This window comes from Pseudomonas protegens, from assembly GCF_003363755.1.
GTDB lineage: Bacteria > Pseudomonadota > Gammaproteobacteria > Pseudomonadales > Pseudomonadaceae > Aquipseudomonas > Aquipseudomonas danubii.
This window is the reverse complement of record NZ_CP031396.1, coordinates 4,206,659-4,223,808: the sequence shown is the minus strand read 5'-3', so window position 1 is coordinate 4,223,808 and position 17,150 is coordinate 4,206,659. Positions and strand designations below refer to the sequence as shown.

At 62.9% G+C, this 17,150-nt stretch carries 15 protein-coding genes; 5 read left to right on the top strand and 10 right to left on the bottom strand.

Annotated elements, in window-relative coordinates; translation table 11 throughout:
- Window positions 1–154 precede the first annotated feature (154 nt).
- The 7 genes from DWF74_RS19035 to amaB all read right to left on the bottom strand — a co-directional run bounded on the left by DWF74_RS19035 (window position 155) and on the right by amaB (window position 8,500).
- On the bottom strand, window positions 155–871 hold the full coding sequence (locus DWF74_RS19035; protein WP_016967871.1) for an ABC transporter ATP-binding protein: 717 nt from the start codon (window positions 869–871) through the stop codon (window positions 155–157).
- Window positions 868–1,740 (bottom strand): ATP-binding cassette domain-containing protein, encoded by an 873-nt coding sequence (locus tag DWF74_RS19030; protein WP_115581486.1) that lies wholly within the window; start codon window positions 1,738–1,740, stop codon window positions 868–870. The genes DWF74_RS19035 and DWF74_RS19030 overlap by 4 nt, the downstream gene beginning before the upstream one ends.
- Window positions 1,737–3,032, bottom strand: coding sequence for a high-affinity branched-chain amino acid ABC transporter permease LivM (livM, locus tag DWF74_RS19025; RefSeq protein WP_102862932.1), 1,296 nt, complete (start codon window positions 3,030–3,032; stop codon window positions 1,737–1,739). Before livM ends, DWF74_RS19030 begins: the two co-directional genes overlap by 4 nt.
- Window positions 3,033–3,034: 2 nt before the next feature.
- Window positions 3,035–3,949 (bottom strand): ABC transporter permease subunit, encoded by a 915-nt coding sequence (locus DWF74_RS19020; RefSeq protein WP_102862931.1) that lies wholly within the window; start codon window positions 3,947–3,949, stop codon window positions 3,035–3,037.
- Between the two features lie 161 nt (window positions 3,950–4,110).
- Complete coding sequence (locus DWF74_RS19015) at window positions 4,111–5,247, bottom strand: branched-chain amino acid ABC transporter substrate-binding protein (protein ID WP_102881998.1); 1,137 nt, start codon at window positions 5,245–5,247, stop codon at window positions 4,111–4,113.
- A gap of 364 nt (window positions 5,248–5,611) precedes the next feature.
- Complete coding sequence (gene amaA / locus DWF74_RS19010; RefSeq protein ID WP_115581485.1) at window positions 5,612–6,895, bottom strand: L-pipecolate oxidase; 1,284 nt, start codon at window positions 6,893–6,895, stop codon at window positions 5,612–5,614.
- Between the two features lie 114 nt (window positions 6,896–7,009).
- Window positions 7,010–8,500, bottom strand: a complete 1,491-nt coding sequence (amaB, locus tag DWF74_RS19005; RefSeq protein WP_102862928.1) for an L-piperidine-6-carboxylate dehydrogenase — start codon at window positions 8,498–8,500, stop codon at window positions 7,010–7,012.
- A gap of 171 nt (window positions 8,501–8,671) precedes the next feature.
- Here amaB and DWF74_RS19000 point away from each other — a divergent pair, with 171 nt between their 5' ends.
- From DWF74_RS19000 to nadE, 3 genes are all read left to right on the top strand, one after another.
- Window positions 8,672–9,574, top strand: coding sequence for a LysR family transcriptional regulator (locus DWF74_RS19000; RefSeq protein ID WP_115581484.1), 903 nt, complete (start codon window positions 8,672–8,674; stop codon window positions 9,572–9,574).
- A 193-nt stretch (window positions 9,575–9,767) separates the two neighbouring features.
- On the top strand, window positions 9,768–10,982 hold the full coding sequence (pncB, locus tag DWF74_RS18995; protein WP_102862926.1) for a nicotinate phosphoribosyltransferase: 1,215 nt from the start codon (window positions 9,768–9,770) through the stop codon (window positions 10,980–10,982).
- Window positions 10,983–10,985: 3 nt separating this feature from the next.
- Window positions 10,986–11,813 carry an ammonia-dependent NAD(+) synthetase gene (nadE, locus tag DWF74_RS18990; protein WP_102862925.1) on the top strand — a complete coding sequence of 276 codons (828 nt, stop codon included), beginning with the start codon at window positions 10,986–10,988 and terminating at the stop codon, window positions 11,811–11,813.
- A gap of 166 nt (window positions 11,814–11,979) precedes the next feature.
- On the opposite strand, the gene azu is transcribed toward nadE, so the two are convergent.
- A complete protein-coding gene (gene azu / locus DWF74_RS18985; protein ID WP_102862924.1) occupies window positions 11,980–12,426 on the bottom strand; it encodes an azurin in 447 nt (148 codons plus the stop codon).
- A gap of 352 nt (window positions 12,427–12,778) precedes the next feature.
- Between azu and DWF74_RS18980 the strand changes: the two genes are divergently transcribed.
- Both DWF74_RS18980 and DWF74_RS30445 read left to right on the top strand, forming a co-directional pair.
- The gene (locus tag DWF74_RS18980; protein WP_102862923.1) at window positions 12,779–13,366 is read left to right on the top strand and encodes a TIGR00730 family Rossman fold protein; all 588 of its coding nucleotides are present in this window, start codon (window positions 12,779–12,781) and stop codon (window positions 13,364–13,366) included.
- Between the two features lie 68 nt (window positions 13,367–13,434).
- Window positions 13,435–13,611 carry a hypothetical protein gene (locus tag DWF74_RS30445; RefSeq protein WP_162884106.1) on the top strand — a complete coding sequence of 59 codons (177 nt, stop codon included), beginning with the start codon at window positions 13,435–13,437 and terminating at the stop codon, window positions 13,609–13,611.
- Between the two features lie 101 nt (window positions 13,612–13,712).
- On the opposite strand, the gene DWF74_RS18975 is transcribed toward DWF74_RS30445, so the two are convergent.
- Both DWF74_RS18975 and DWF74_RS18970 read right to left on the bottom strand, forming a co-directional pair.
- Window positions 13,713–14,603: a transglutaminase family protein gene (locus tag DWF74_RS18975; protein ID WP_102862922.1), complete on the bottom strand. Its 891-nt coding sequence runs from the start codon at window positions 14,601–14,603 to the stop codon at window positions 13,713–13,715.
- Complete coding sequence (locus DWF74_RS18970) at window positions 14,603–17,089, bottom strand: circularly permuted type 2 ATP-grasp protein (protein ID WP_102862921.1); 2,487 nt, start codon at window positions 17,087–17,089, stop codon at window positions 14,603–14,605. Before DWF74_RS18970 ends, DWF74_RS18975 begins: the two co-directional genes overlap by 1 nt.
- Window positions 17,090–17,150: the final 61 nt, after the last annotated feature.

The following is a 17,150-nucleotide window of genomic DNA, read 5'->3' as shown; positions in this document are numbered from 1 at the left end:
CAAATCCCGGACGCACAACGGAATCTGAACAGCTGCCGTAGGCAGGGGTCGTTTCGCTGGCAAGCCAGCGCCTACGGGGCGAGTGAGAACTGTGGATAAAAAATGCCCCGGCGGCGTGAACCGACGGGGCATGGTTTATCCACAGACCGGGCCGTCAGTGACCGCCCAGGTAAGCGTTGCGCACCTCCTCGTTGACCAGCAGCTCCTTGCCGGTGCCGCTCAGGCGGATCTCGCCGTTGACCATCACATAGGCACGGTCCGACAGCTTCAGCGCATGGTTGGCATTTTGCTCCACCAGGAAGATGGTCATGCCGGTGGCCGCCAGCTCCCGCAGGGTGGCGAAGATCTGCTTCACCACGATCGGCGCCAGCCCCAGGCTCGGCTCATCAAGCAACAGCAACTTGGGCCGGCTCATCAGCGCCCGGGCGATGGCCAGCATCTGCTGCTCACCGCCGGACATGGTCATGGCCCGCTGGGTGCGCCGTTCCTTGAGCCGTGGAAACAGCTCGAACATGCGTTGCATGTCCTCATTGGCGTACTTGTCGCCAATCGGGATGGTGCCCATCAGCAGGTTCTCTTCCACGGTCATGTCGGGAAACACCCGGCGCCCTTCCGGCGACTGGGCGATGCCGTTGGAGGCAATGTAGTGGGACGACTTGTGGGTGATGTCCACGCCGCGATAGAGGATCTGCCCGGACTCCGCCCGGGGCTGGCCGAAGATCGACATCAGCAGGGTCGACTTGCCGGCACCGTTGGAGCCGATCAGGCTCACGGTTTCCCCTTCGTTGATGTGCAGCGAGACTTTCTTCAGGGCCTGGATCGGGCCGTAGTACACGTCCAGATCCTTGAGTTCGAGTATGGGTTGACTCATACCAGCTCCTCTTCGTCGGCACCCAGGTAGGCGGCGATCACCTTCGGATCGTTGCGGATCGCCTCCGGCCCGCCTTCGGCGATCACGTTGCCGTGGTCGAGCACCACGATGTGGTCGGAAATACTCATCACCATGCCCATGTCGTGTTCAATCAGCACCACGGTCAGATCGTGCTCGTCGCGCAGCAGCCGGATCATCGCGCTCAGCGCTTCGGTTTCCTGGGGGTTGAGGCCGGCGGCCGGTTCGTCGAGGCAGATGATCTGCGGCCGGGTGCACATGGCCCGGGCGATCTCCAGGCGCCGCTGCTGGCCGTAGGACAGCTCGCCGGCCAGGCGGTTGGCGCAGTCCACCAGGTCCACCACTTCCAGCCAGTAGAAAGCGTGGTCCAGGGCGGCGCTTTCCGCCTGGCGGTAGCCCTTGGTGTTGAGGATGCCGGACAGCAGGTTGCGATTGACCCACATGTGCTGGGCCACCAGCAGGTTTTCCACCACGGACATTTCCTTGAACAGGCGAATGTTCTGGAAGGTCCGCGCCAACCCGGCGCGGTTCACCAGGTGGGTGCCGCCAAACATCTTGTAGTACAGGCGACTGGCGAAGCTTTTCGGCGACACCAAATCGGTGGCGCGAAATGGCTCGCCCAAGAGCTTGATGACGTTGGTCTGCTGGCCCCGGGTATTGAGCTCGATGCGCCCGCCGGAGGCCTTGTAGAAGCCGGTCAGGCAGTTGAACACCGTGGTCTTGCCGGCGCCGTTGGGGCCGATAAGGGCGAAGATCGAGTTGCGCTTGACCTTGAGGCTGACGTCGCTGAGGGCCTTGATGCCACCGAAGTGCATCATCAGGTTCTCGACCGAAAGAATGTATTCGCTCATGGCGCGTTCCCCTCAGTCAGAGCACCTTTGCGTGGCGTCACCCCGGTACGGCTGATGCGGATCAGCCCCCGCGGTCGCCAGATCATCATCAACACCATGAGGATGCCGAACAGCAGCACCCGGTACTCGGAGAAGCTGCGCAGCAGCTCCGGCGCCACGGTCAGGACGAAGGCCGCGATCACCACGCCCACCGTGGAGCCCATGCCCCCCAGCACCACGATGGCGAGGATCAGCGCCGACTCGAAGAAGGTGAACGAGGACGGGTTGACGAAGCCCTGATAGCTGGCGAAGAACACCCCGGCCAGACCGGCGGTGGAGGCACCGATGGTGAAGGCCGAGAGTTTCACCAGCACGTGGTTCAAGCCCATGGCGCGGCAGGCGATCTCGTCTTCACGCAGGGCTTCCCAAGCCCGGCCCACCGGCATGCGGGTCAACCGGTGCTTGATGTAGAGCACCAGCAACACCACCAGGAACAGCACGATGTAGATGAACAGGAACTTCAGGTTGGGGTTGTATTCCAGGCCGAAGAACTCGTGGAACGGCACCCCACCGTCCTTGGCCCTGCGACCGAACTCCAGGCCCAGGAACGTCGGCGATGGCACCGGCATGCCGTTGGGGCCGCCAGTGAAGGACAGCCAGTTGTTAAGCACCAGGCGGATGATCTCGCCGAAGCCCAGGGTCACGATGGCCAGGTAGTCGCCATGCATTCGCAGCACCGGGAAGCCCAATATGCACCCCGCCAGCGCGGCGGCAATCGCCGCCAGGGGCAGCACGCTCCAGAAGCCCAGGCCCAGGTACTGGTAACCCAGGGCCAGGCCATAGGCGCCGATGGCGTAGAACGCCACGTAGCCCAGGTCCAGCAGCCCCGCCAGGCCCACCACAATGTTCAGCCCCAGGCCCAGCAGCACGTAGATCAGTCCGAGGATGACCACGGTCAGCAGGTACTTGTTGGCGAAGAACGGGAACACGATGGCGATCACGATCAGCGCCGGAATGATCCAGCGCAACCGCGACTTGTAGTCCGGCGCCAGCACATGCACCCCGGAGCCTGTGGTCTCGAAGCCCTGGAGAATCTTCAGGCCCTTGGGGGTTTGCAGGAACAGGCTCAGGGCCAGGCGGCCGGCCATGACGATCGCCACCAGCCAGGCGACCCGGGTCGGTTCCAGGTTGAAGCTGTAGCCATCCAGGACCACGCCCACGATGGGGCCGAACACGATCAGCGAGATCAGCCCGGCCAGTACGGCGTCGATGACGCTCTTCTTGATATCAATCGGTTTATTGGCAGCAGACATACTTATACCTTCGCCACGAGTGGGCGACCCAGCAGGCCTTGGGGACGGAAAATCAGGATCAGCACCAGCAGCGAGAAACTGAACACGTCTTTGTAGTCGGAGTTGATCAAGCCGGAGAACAGCGACTCGGAGATCCCGAGGATGATCCCGCCGAGCATCGCTCCGGGCAGCGAGCCAATGCCGCCGAGCACGGCTGCGGTGAACGCCTTGATGCCGATGACGAAGCCGGCATAGAAGTCGAAGGTGCCGTAGTTCATGGTGATCAGCACACCGGCCAGGGCCGCCATGGCCGCGCCGATGACGAACACGTAGGAGATCACCCGATCAGTGTTGATGCCGAGGATCGAGGCCATCTTGCGGTCTTGCTGGGTGGCCCGGCACATGCGCCCCAGCTTGGTGTACTTGATGATGTAGGTGAGCAGCGCCATGCCGGCGAACGCCGCCACCAGGATGAAGATCTTGGTGTAGGTGAGCTGCACGAAGCCGGTGCCGATATCGACTTTCCAGGCCCCGGCCAACAGGGTCGGAACCCCTTGCTGCTTGGCGCCCTGGCTGATCTGCGCGTAGTTCTGCAGGATCAGCGAGATACCGATGGCGCTGATCAGCGGTGCCAGGCGGGTGGAGTTGCGCAGGGGTTTGTAGGCCACGCGCTCGATGACCCAGCCATAGATCCCCGTCACCACCACGGTGAAGACCAGAGTGCCGAGAATGAGTAGCGGGAAGGATTCGATGCCGAAGTAGGCCAGCAGAGCCAGACTGATTGCCGCGAGGTAAGCGGAAATCATGTAAACCTCGCCGTGGGCGAAGTTGATCATGCCGATGATGCCATAGACCATTGTGTAGCCGATGGCGATCAGACCATAGACAGACCCGAGGGTCAGTCCATTGATCAGTTGCTGCAGGAAAATACCATCCATAACGCAATCTCACGGACTTGAGAGACGGCACAGGGCGTCAGCGACGGACAGGGATCACCGGTCCGCGCAACACGTCCGTTGTGCAGCTCTACGAGAAAAGGCAAGTACTGCACGAGTACGAACCGGTACCAGGGGGTAGTACCGGTTCGTTCGGACTCATGTCACTTCTGTTTTTCCAGCTGGTGGTACTTGCCGTCCTTGTCCCACTGATAGACCACGTAGTCGGAGATCTTCAGGTCGCCCTTGCCATCCCAGGACTTCTCGCCCATCACGGTTTTCACCGGGTTGGCCTTGAGCCACTTGGCGGCGTCTTCGCCTTTGTTGGATTTGGCGCCATTGAAGCCGGCGGCCAGGGCCTGGACCGACGCGTAGGCGTACAGGGTGTAGCCTTCAGGCTCGGTGCCAGCCTTGCGGAAGGCATCCACCACCGCCTTGCTGTCAGGCAGCAGGCGTGGGTCGGCGCCGAAGGTCATGTACACGCCGTCAACGTATTGCGGGCCACCGGCGGTGGTCACCAGCTCGTCGGTCACGATGCCGTCGTCGGACATGAACTTGACGTCCTTCAGGCCCTGCTCGCGCAGCTGGCGGACCAGCGGACCGGCTTCCGGGTGCAGGCCGCCGAAGTACACCACGTCAGCACCGGCAGCGCGGATCTTGGTCACCACGGCGCTGAAGTCCTTCTCGCCACGGGTCAGGCCCTCGTACAGCACCGGGGTCACGCCGCGCTTGGTCAGCTGTGCCTTGGTGGCGTCCGCCAGGCCCTGGCCGTAGGTGTCCTTGTCGTGCAGCACCACCACTTTCTTGCCCTTGAGCACGTCAACGATGTAGTCGCCGGCGACGATGCCCTGCTGGTCGTCACGCCCGCACATACGGAACATCGCGGACAGGCCACGCTCGGTGACCTGGGGGTTGGTTGAGCCCGGGGTGATGGCAATCACACCGGCGTCGCTGTACACCTCGGAAGCCGGAATGGTCGACGAGGAGCAGAAGTGCCCCACGACGCCCGCCACCTTGTCCTGGTCCACCAGGCGGTTGGCCACGGCCACGGCCTGCTTCGGTTCGCAGGCGTCGTCGCCCTTGACCAGGACGATCTTCTCGCCGTTGACACCGCCCTTGGCGTTGATCTCGTCAGCCGCTGCCTGTGCACCCTTCATGTACTGCTCGCCAAATGCCGCATTGGCGCCTGTCATGGGACCCGCTACGCCGATCTTCAGGTCGGCTTGAGCAAACGCAGAAACACCCAGCGCAGTTGCCACTGCGAGGGCCAGAAAGCCTTTCTTGTAAAACGTCTGGGACATGAGGTGGTGCTCCAAGGTTTTTTTAGTTGGCACTGCGACTTCACTAGAATTGCTCAGAGCAAGCGCCGTGCCAGTGGTTTTTTATTCTGAAAAAAGTCGCTGTCTTATTGTTATTTCGACTGTTTCGAGCCCATTTTTATTGGGCGTGCAACCGTCTAAACCGCGGAAGGTAAAACCCTGCTTTTTAATGGGCGCAACCCATGCGTGCCATCATTGCAACCGCGACACAATTCAACGTGCAACCCTGCTGTAACAGCCCGCGTCACCGAACTGCACACTGCTGGTGCGAGACTGCTACGAGCCGCACCATTACAGGCTAGTCGCTGCATCGAAAAGCGTCGTCCCCGACTGTTTATTTCCTTGTTCAGATGACGATCCGCAGGCACTGGCCCGCGTGGTAGAGGGAAAATCCGGCCTCGTACAGACAACTGCGCAGCCCCACTCCGACCAGGGGCTGCATGGGGGCAAAAGGAATCGGCAGGGCCTGGGGATTGCCGTTACACAGGTAGTCGGCGAACGCCTTGCCGACCACGGTGCCGGTGGTGACGCCACGGCCGTTGTAACCGGTGACCGCCACCAGGCCGGGCGCCGGTTCAAACAGGCGCATCAGGTGATCGGGGGTAAAGGCAATGCAGCCGGTCCAGGTGGATTCCCACTCCACCGGTTTGAGGTAGGGGAAGTAATGCTGCTGCACCCGATCGGCCCAGGCCTTGAGAAACCACAGGGGTTTCTGGTTGCCGTTGCCCAGGCTGCCCAACAACAAGCGGCCATCGGCATCCCGGCGAATGCTGCTCAGCACCTGGCGGGTATCCCAGGAACCCTGGCCTCCGGGCAGGATCTGCCGGGCGGCCTCTTCGGTGAGCGGCGCCGAGGCCACCTGATAGTAGTAGCCGGGGAAGAAGTTGCGCCGCAGCTCGGTCCAGTCGCCTTCGGTGTAGGCGTTGGAGGCGATCACCACCTGCTCGGCCAGCACCGAACCCTGGTCGGTCTGCACCGACCAACGCTGACCCTGGCGTTCCAGGCGAGTGACGGGGGAATGATCGAACAACTGGCCGCCGAGCTTGATCGCGGCCTTGGCCAGCCCGGTGGTGTAGGCCATCGGGTTGAGGGTGCCGGCGCGCCGGTCGAGCAAGGCGGCGGCGATCTTGCGGGTGCCGGTGGCCTGTTCGCAGGCGGTACCGGTCAACAGTTCCACCGGTGCACCACGGCGCTTCCATTGCTCTTCACGGCTGCGCAGGTCGGCTTCGCCCCGGGCGTTGTGGGCCATGTGCAAGGTGCCTTCGCGGCGTAACTGGCAATCGATCTGGTATTTGTCCACCAGGCTGAACACCAGGGACGGCGCGGCCCCGAGCATGCGGTTGAGCTGGCTGCCCACCTGCTCGCCGAAACCGGCCTCGATCTCGTCCGGGGGAATCCACAGGCCGGCGTTGACCAGCCCGACGTTGCGCCCCGAACCGCCCTGCCCGGCGCGGTGGGCCTCGACGACACAGACCCGCTTGCCTTGCTCCAGCAGATGCACGGCCGCCGATAAACCGGTGAAGCCGGCGCCGATGATGCACACATCCGCCGTCAGCTCGCCCTTGAGCGGCGCATTGTCAGGTCTTTGAGGGGTCAGCTTTTCCCATAGACATTGTTCTTGTAGCGCCATTGCCAGACTCCGAAATAAACCAACCACAGATGCTCAAACGCATGTGCCGCTGTTCGCCGACAAGTGGGCTCCTACAGGAACGTTCTGCAGGAGCCCGCTTGCCGGTCATAGAACTTAATCGAAGGTAATGCCCTGGGCCAATGGCAGCTCCTGGGAGTAGTTGACGGTGTTGGTCTGACGCCGCATGTAGCCACGCCAGGCATCGGAGCCGGACTCGCGACCGCCGCCGGTTTCCTTCTCGCCACCAAAGGCGCCGCCAATCTCCGCGCCACTCGGGCCGATGTTGACGTTGGCAATCCCACAGTCGCTGCCCACCGCCGACATGAACTGCTCGGCTTCACGCACGTCAGTGGTGAAGATGCACGACGACAGGCCCTGGGGCACGGCGTTGTTCAAGCGCAGGGCCTCTTCAAAGTCGTTGTAGCCAATGACATAGAGGATAGGGGCGAAGGTTTCGCTGCACACCACATCACTCTGCTCCGGCATTTCGACAATCGCCGGCGACACGTAATAGGCATTGGGGAACTGGTCCTGCAACTGGCGTTGGCCACCGAACACCCGGCCGCCCTCGCTCAGGGCCTGCTCCAGGGCGTCCTGCATGGCGTCGAAGCTGTGCTTGTCGATCAGCGGGCCGATCAGGTTGCCTTGCAGCGGGTGGCCGATGCGCACCTTGGAGTAGGCCGCCTTGAGACGGGTGACGATTTCCTCTTTCACCGACTCGTGGGCAATCAACCGGCGCAAGGTGGTGCAACGCTGGCCGGCGGTGCCGACAGCGCTGAACAGGATGGCGCGCACGGCCATGTCCAGGTCGGCGCTCGGGCCGAGGATCATGGCGTTGTTGCCACCCAGTTCGAGAATGCTGCGAGCAAAGCGTGCGGCCACTTTCGGCGCCACTTCACGGCCCATGCGGGTGCTGCCGGTGGCGCTGATCAGGGCCACGCGTGGATCGTCCACCAGGGCGGCGCCGGCGTCGCGACCACCGATGATCACCTGGCTCAGGTACTCGGGAGCGTCCTGGAAATTCTTCAGCACGCGCTCCAGCAAGGCCTGGCACGCCAGGGCGGTGAGCGGGGTCTTCTCCGAAGGTTTCCAGATCACCGGGTTGCCGCAGACCAGCGCCAGAGCGGTGTTCCAGGCCCAGACCGCCACCGGGAAGTTGAAGGCACTGATCACCCCGACCACGCCCAGGGGATGCCAGGTTTCACGCATGTGGTGACCGGGGCGCTCGGAGGCGATGGTCAGGCCGTAGAGCTGGCGCGACAGGCCGACGGCGAAGTCGCAGATGTCGATCATCTCCTGCACTTCCCCCAGCCCTTCCTGGGTGATCTTGCCGGCTTCCCAGGAAACCAGTTCGCCCAGATCGGCCTTGTACTCGCGCAGCACCTCACCAAATTGCCGCACCAGCTCGCCACGACGGGGAGCCGGTACTTTGCGCCACAGGGCGAATGCATGCTCTGCGCGACTGACCTGCTGCTCCACTTCGGCGGCGCCCTGCCAGTTCACGGCGGCGATCCGGCTGCCGTCGATCGGCGAATGCACAGGCTGGGAGCCCGACTGGTACAGGGCCGGGTTCACACCCAGACGATCAAGCAATGCGGCAACCATGGGGTCACTCCTTACAGGTGAAAAGCGAAAAATCCCGACCGCTGCGACGGCCATCAAGGCCTGTAGTTGTAGCTGGCCCGAGACTTGCCAACAAACGACCTTTAAGCGAGATATCATTCCGTTTATTCATGCTGAGCCGGCATCCAGCACCGATAAGAACAAGGACCACCCATGCTCAACAAACGCTACCTGCCGTCGATCACCGCCCTGCAGTGCTTCGAGGCCGTGACCCGGCACCTGAGCTTCACCCGCGCCGCCGAGGAACTCAATCTGACCCAGAGCGCGGTCAGCAAGCAGGTGGCGCAGCTGGAAGAGCTGCTGCAACACCTGTTGTTCCGTCGGGTCCGCCGCCGCCTGCAACTGACCCCGGCCGGCGACCTGTACCTGGTGGAAGTGCGCAAGATCCTGACCCAGGTGGAGATGTCCACCCACTACCTGCGCTCCTACGGCGGCGAGACCGAAGTGCTGCGGGTGTCCACGCCCTACACCTTCGGCGCCCGCTGGCTGGTGCCGCGCCTCAAGGGCTGGCGCCTGCGCCATCCGCATATCCACCTGGACCTGTGCAACGAGCAGGAGCCGGACGAACTGCTCCAGGGGCACGCCGACCTGGCGTTCTACTTTGGCCAGGGTTCGCGCCCCGGCACCGAGAGCCTGAAACTGTTCAGCGAAGAACTGGTGGCGGTCTGCGCCCCGGATAGCCTGCCCGCCGAACCCTTGACCGACCCCAGGCAACTGACCGATCTGGTCCTGCTGCAAAACGCCTCGCGCCCCCAAGGCTGGCACGAATGGTTCGAACAGCAGGGTTATCAGACCGAACACAGCTATCACGGCCCGCGCTTCGAAACCTTCTATATGTGCATCCGCGCCGCCCAGGTCGGTTGTGGCGTGGCGCTGCTGCCACGCTTCCTGGTGGAAGAGGAACTGGCCGAGGGCAAGCTGGTGATCGCCTGGAAGTACGCCATGCCCAGCCAGGATGCCTACTACCTGGCCTACCCCGAACACTCGGCGGAAGTGCCCAAGGTCCGCGACTTCGTGCGCTGGATGCTCGAACACAACGACGCTCCCCTCGTGTAGGAGCCGGCTTGCCGGCGAATGGAGCCCAGGCACGGCCCAAGCCCCATTCGCTGGCCAGCCAGCGCCTATCGCAGGAGAATGGCACGCCGCAAAAATCGCTGGTCAAGCGCAGGACGTCTATGCGCCACTAGCGCCTTCATTGAAAGAGCTGAAGCCGCCGCTGTCCGTCGCGGCCAGCATGGAGATTCCCGTTATGAGCGAGAGTGTGTTTGCCGATCGCATCGTGCAGAACCTGCTCGACACCGACTTCTACAAACTGACCATGATGCAGGCGGTGCTGCACAACTACCCCAACGTGGAAGTGGAATGGGAGTTTCGTTGCCGTAACAGCGAGGATCTGCAGCCGTACCTGGCGGAGATCCGCTATCAGTTCGAGCGCCTGGCGGAACTGAGCCTGAGCGCCGACCAACTGGGCTTTCTCGAACGCATCAGCTTCCTCAAGCCGGACTTCCTGCGCTTTCTCGGGCTGTTTCGCTTCAACCTGCGCTACGTGCACACCGGCATCGAGAACGGCGAGCTGTTCATCCGCCTGCGCGGTCCCTGGCTGCATGTGATTCTGTTCGAAGTGCCGATGCTGGCCATCATCAGTGAAGTGCGTAACCGCTACCGCTACCGCGAGATCCAGCTGGTGCAGGCCCGGGAGCAGCTGTACCGCAAGTTCGACTGGCTCAGCGCCAACGCCAGCAGCGAAGAGTTGTCCGAACTGCAAGTGGCGGATTTCGGCACCCGCCGACGCTTTTCCTACCGGGTCCAGGAAGAAGTGGTGAACGTGCTCAAGCATGATTTCCCCGGGCGTTTTGTCGGCACCAGCAACGTGCACCTGTCCCGGGAGCTGAACATGAAACCCCTGGGCACCATGGCCCACGAATGGATCATGGCCCACCAGCAGTTAGGCCCCCGGTTGATCGACAGCCAGATCGCCGCCCTCGACTGCTGGGTCCGCGAATACCGCGGCCTGTTGGGCATTGCCCTGACCGACTGCATCACCACCGACGCCTTCCTCGGTGACTTCGATCTGTTCTTCGCCAAGCTGTTCGACGGCCTGCGCCACGACTCCGGGGACCCGATCCTCTGGGCGGAGAAAGCCATCGCCCATTACCACAAGCTGGGCATCGACCCGATGAGCAAGACCCTGGTGTTCTCCGACAGCCTGACCCTGCCGCGCTCCCTGGAAATATTCCGTGCGCTGCGGGGGCGGATCAACGTCAGCTTTGGCATCGGCACCAACCTGACCTGTGATATTCCCGGTGTCGAGCCGATGAGCATCGTGCTTAAAATGGCCGCCTGCAATGGCCAGCCCGTCGCCAAGATCTCCGATGAAGCGGGCAAGACCCATTGCAAGGATCCCAACTTCGTCGCTTACTTGCGCCACGTTTTCCAAGTACCTGTCCAACCTGGCAAGGAGTGAATCATGCAAGCCGCACAGCGTGAGATTGCGCAGCAGCTGAAGGTCCAAGCACCTTTTCCCGACCAAGCGGCCCTGGAGGCGGAAATCGCCCGGCGCGTCCGTTTCATCCAGGACTGCCTGGTCAATTCCGGTCTCAAGTCCCTGGTCCTGGGTATCAGCGGCGGTGTCGACTCGCTGACCGCCGGCCTGCTGGCCCAACGCGCCATGCGTGAGCTGCGCGAGCGCAGCGGTGACGACAGCTACCGCTTCATCGCCGTGCGCCTGCCCTACGAGACCCAGTTCGACGAACACGACGCCCAGGCTTCGGTGGACTTCATCAACCCCGACGAACGCCACACCGTGAACATCGGCCCGGCGGTCAAGGCCCTGGCCAATGAAGTCGCGGCCTTTGAGGGGCAGCACGCGGTGTCCCGGGACTTTGTCCTCGGCAACACCAAGGCGCGGATGCGCATGGTGGCCCAGTACACCATCGCCGGCGCCGCCCAGGGCCTGGTGATCGGCACCGACCACGCCGCCGAAGCGGTGATGGGTTTCTTCACCAAGTTCGGTGATGGCGCCTGCGACCTGGCGCCACTGAGCGGCCTGGTGAAGAATCAGGTGCGCTCGATTGCCCGCTACTTCGGCGCTCCGGAATCCCTGGTAGAGAAGGTGCCCACCGCCGACCTCGAGGACCTGTCCCCGGGCAAGCCGGATGAAGCCTCACATGGCGTCACCTACACCGAGATCGACGCCTTCCTGCATGGCCAGCCGGTGCGCGAGGAAGCCTTCAAGATCATCTGCGACACCTACCGCAAGACCCATCACAAACGCGTCATGCCCTTCGCCCCGTGACCCACCACGCTCTGTAGGAGCCGGCTTGCCGGCGAAAGGGCCGCGTGATGCTGCACCAGGTTCAAGGGCCTGTTCGCAGACAGGCCGGCTCCGACCAGAGGGTGAAACGTCAGGCACAAAAAAAGCGCCCCGCGGGGCGCTTTCTTGTTGCAGCCGGACCTGATGCTTACTTCAGGATCACAGCGCCTTTCATCATCGAGTTGTGGCCTGGGAACGAGCAGAAGAACTGGTAGCTTTCGCCAGCAGTCAGCTTCGATACGTCGAAAGTCACCGAGTCTTTCTCGCCAGCACCGATGATCTTGGTGTGGGCGATGACGCGGGTGTCGCCTTCTTTCAGGTAGCTCTTGTCGATGCCAGCGGCCATGCCGTCGGCGGCGATGCCAGCCATGTCTGCGGTTTTGCTCAGGACCCAGTTATGACCCATGACGTTCTTCGGCAGGCTGCCGGAGTGAGTCAGGTTCACGGTGAAGGTCTTGCAGCTCTTGTCGATGGTGATTTCCTTAGTGTTGAAGGACATCTGGTCGGTAGAGTCGACATCGACCTTGCATTCGGCAGCCATCAGTTGGCTGCTGGCCAGTGTCAACAGGGATACCGCAACGAGTTTGGCAAACATGGTGAATCTCCAAGGCAGGGTTAACAAAATCCATCTGAATCCATGGGACCGAAGACTGCCTGAATTTCTGCCAAGTTCCTATGATTTGCATCAAAAAACTGTATACAACTCTCTGCTATCGGGCCGATCAAGACAATCAAACAGCCCCCTGCGAAACCGCCCTCTAATATCTGCCCATCAACATCTTTTCGGAGCCTTGGTCATGCCTCTCAACAGCCTGTTTCGCAGCTTGCTCGCCGCCTACGCCTGCGGTGCCAGCGGTACCCATGAAACCCCGCAACGCGAGGTTTAATGCTTGGAGCCAGATCTTTCAGCCTTTACTCTGAGGCCATCAATGACCTCGGAGTAAGGCATGTCGTTAACTTCTGTCTGTGTATTTTGTGGCGCCAGTACCGGCAGCCATCCCCTCTATCGTGAAGCAGCCCAGGCCCTGGGCCGCGCCCTGGCCGAGCGCAAGCTGACCCTGGTCTATGGCGGCGGCGCGGTGGGCCTGATGGGCATAGTGGCCGACGCAGCCCTGGCAGCCGGCGGTGAAGTCATCGGGATCATCCCGCAAAGCCTGAAAGACAAGGAAATCGGCCACAACGGCCTGACCCGCCTGGAAGTGGTGGACGGCATGCACGCGCGCAAGGCGCGCATGGCTGAACTCAGCGATGCCTTCATTGCCCTGCCTGGGGGCCTGGGCACCCTGGAAGAGTTGTTCGAAGTCTGGACCTGGGGCCAACTGGGCTATCACCACAAGCCTCTGGGCCTGCTGGAAGTGAACGGCTTCTACGAAAAACTCAGTGGATTTCTCGACCATATCGTCGGCGAAGGCTTCGTCCGGGCCCCGCACCGTGACATGCTGCAAATGAGCGAATCGCCAGCCAGCCTGCTGGATGCCCTGGACGCCTGGAAGCCTTCGGTAGCGGACAAGTGGTCCGAGAGCAAACCCAGTTAACCGTCAGCACCCGATAACAGGCAGAATACGCGCCGCTCAACCTCACCTTCGACCCCAGAGGATCGCCCATGGCTAAACCCAACTACTCCTTCGCCAAACGTCAACGAGACTTGGCCAAGGAACAGAAGAAAGAGGAAAAGCTGCAACGCAAGAAAGCTGCTGCAGAAGAAGCCAGCACACTGACCCCGGATACTGAAGGTGAAGTGAGCGTCGACGACGCCGAGCCTCAAGCCCCCCAGGCCTGAAACACCCGACCTGGCACAGTAGAAGCCGGCTAGCCAGCGAAGGCTCCCCCAAGCCCCACGCAGCATCCGCCGGCCTCTTCGCCGGCAAGCCGGCTCCTGCTTTATTCCAGAGGCATGACGGTGACCCGGACCTCCGGGTCATGGCTGCCCCCGCCAAGAATCACTCCACGCAACGGCGACACATCGGAAAAATCACGGCCCCAGGCCAGGGTGATGTGTTCCAGTGCCGGCTGCACGTTGTTGGTCGGATCGAAATCCACCCAGCCCAGCACCGGGCAAAACACCGATACCCAGGCATGGGAAGCGTCGGCACCGATCAGCCGCGGCTGCCCCGGCGGTGGCTGGGTCAGCAGGTAGCCGCTGATGTAGCGCGCCGCCAACCCTCGCGAACGCAGGCACGCCAGCATCAGGTGGGCAAAGTCCTGGCACACGCCCCGTCGACGCTCCAGGACTTCCACCAAAGGTGTCGCCACTTGGGTCGCTTCGGCATCGAAGGTGAATTCGCTGAAGATCTTCTCCATCAAGGCCTGGACGCCCTGCAACAGTGGCCGTCCCGGAGCAAAGCAGCTTGCGGAAAACTCGACGAAACGCTGCTTGAGATGCACATAAGGTGATTCGAAGCGATAGCGGCTGGCCTCTAGCAACGCCACCGGCAACGGCCGACCGCTGTAGGTCAGGGCTCCCCGGGCGACATCCCACGCCATGGACGCGGCAAAGTCCAAACGCGGCCGATCCAGCACCTCGACGCTAAGCTGGGCGTTGACCTGCAATTCATCATGGGGCCGCTCGAAGGCCAGACGGGTCAAAGGGTTACCAAACACATCCTGCTCGTCACGGCGGGAGGTGGGCTCGGGACTGATCAGCAACTGCCGCTCGCTGCACTGTTGCCAGGCGCAAACCCGGGGCCACAGGTGCGCCAGCTGCTGGGCCAGGGACACCGGGCTGTCGTAGCGATAATGGGTGTCATGGAAAATCTGGTAGCGCGCGCTCATTACACCGACACCGTTTGCTGGCTGACATCATCCACGTGGGCGAAATGCCGCAAGGCCAGGCGATCGGACACCTGGCCGCTGACTTCGGCGATCTCTTGCAACAGGTCCGCCAGCCCCGCCACGGCGGCTCTCACGCTGGCCTCACCAAACAGGGAGTTCTCCAGGCAGCCCAGGTCGACATGGGCCAGGCGCTCCACCAGCCTCGGCAACGCCACCTCACGGGGCACGCCGAAGTCATCGTTGAGGCGCTTGAGGGTTCGGGTCACCAGCTTGAGCTGGAACAGCACCGCATGGGGGTTCTGCTCATCCAGCAGCAACAGGTCGAGGACCGGTATCAACTGCGCCACCGCCAGGTAGCGGGAGCGATAGGTGATGCTGCTGTTGCCCAGCTCCAGCAGCCACTCCAGGCCCGCCTGATCGAACACCGCAGTGCCCCGCAGGAAGGCGGCCAGGCTGCTGCTGAGAAATTGCAGGCGCTCGATGCGTCGGCCAATCATCAGGAAGCGCCATCCTTCGTCGCGGGTCATGTCGTCCAGGGCGAATCCCGAGAGCGCCGCCAGGGACATCACCAGACGGTTGAGAAAATCCAGCAGCTCGCCGAAGTCCGGCTCTGCGGTGTCCAGCTCCTGGGCTTCGCGCTGCAACTCCACCAGGGCCTGCCAGTTTTCCCGGGACAGCTTGCCGCGCACCTGGGAGGCGGCCCACTGCAGGCGCTGCAAGTTGGAGCGCAGGCTGAACGACCAGTCCTCCCCCAACAGGGCCGCCAGCAGACGCTCGGGCAACTCGCCCTCATCCGGCAGCAGCATCAGGCTTTCCCCCAGGTCGACCGCGGCCAGCAAGGCTCGCGGATCGTCGCCATCGACGTAACGGGCCAGCATGATCCGCAACAGCCGTGCGCTGTCGTCACAGCGCTCACAATAACGACCGAACCAGAACAGATTCTCCACCACCCGCGACGGCAAGTAGGGATCACGACGGACCAGGTCATAGACACCAATGGTGCGCTGGGCTTTCCATTGCTCGCCACTGGGGGCGCGCTCCCCCAGCACCCAAGTGTCCTTGCTGGCGCCACCGCGCTGCATCGACACCACTTCGGCGTCGGCATCGGCGGCGACCCGGGTCAGGCCGCCGGGCAGCACCCGATAGCCGTCGTCGCTGGCCACCGCGTACACCCGCATGCCGATGGCCCGTGGCTGCAAGCGACCGTCCTCGGCCTGCCAGACCGGCGCCTGGGACAGTTGCGGCAACTCCTGGGCCACATAGGCATAGGGTCGCGCACGCATACGCTCGGCGAGGCTGGCGCGCTGTTCGGGACTCAGGTCGCGCCCCAGCACCGGGGTGAAACTCTGGGATGGAAACGCCGGCTTGATCAGCAGCTCTGGGAGTTTCTCCAGGGCCTGTTGCAGCACGGGTGCCTCGCCACACCACCAGGTGGCGATGGAAGGCAGGAGCAATGGCTCCCCCAACAGGAACTGGCTGATTTTCGGCAAGAAGCCCAGCAGCCCTGGAGACTCCAGCACCCCGCTGCCCAGGGCATTGGCCACCAGCACCCGGCCCTGACGCACTGCATCCAGCAGGCCGGGCACCCCCAGAGCGGAATCGGTGCGCAGCTCCAGAGGATCACAGAAATCATCATCCAGGCGACGCATGATGGCGTGCACCCGACGCAGGCCGCTGAGGGTCTTGAGATAGACCGTGGCATCGCGCACCGTCAGGTCGCCGCCCTCCACCAGCGGGTAACCCAGCTGACGCGCCAGGTACAGATGCTCGAAGTAACTCTCGTTGAAACGCCCCGGAGTCAGCAGCACGATCAGCGGCGCTTCGGCATCCCGGGGCGCCTGCCGGGCCAGGGTTTCCTGCAGGGCACGGAAGAAGCCGGCCAGATGCTGCACGTGCAGGTCGCGGTACAGATCCGGAAAGGCCCGGGACACGATCATGCGATTTTCCAGGGCATAGCCGGCCCCGGACGGCGCCTGGGTACGATCGGCAGTGACCCACCAGCGACCATCGGGGGTGCGCGCCAGGTCCACTGCATAGAGGTGCAGAAAGGTCTGCTCGGGCGGCTGGATGCCCTGGCATGGCCAGAGAAAGTTGTTGTGCCCGAACACCAGTTCAGCAGGCAACAGCCCTTCGCTGATCAGTCGCTGCGGGCCGTACAGGTCCGCCAGTACGGCATTGAGCAGGCGCGCCCGCTGGGCGATCCCGGCGGACAACAGTTGCCACTCCTCCACCGGGATCACATGGGGCAGCAAATCCAGCTCCCAGGGCCGGTCCGCGCCCTTGGGGTCGGCATAGACGTTGTAGGTGACACCGTTCTCGTGGATCTGCCGGGTCAGCAGCGCCTGGCGCTGGGCCAGTTGTGCGGGGCTGCTGCGTTGCAGTTGTTCAAGCAGGCGCTGCCAGTGCGCCCGGACCGCACCCTGGTCATCCAGCAGCTCGTGGTAGGTACCCGCCGTCAGCGGGTAACGGTCTAGCAAGTCAGGCATGGAACACTCGGCAGACGGCAGGGAAAGTCAGATTAACCCACAGCCCCGACGCCCGGATATG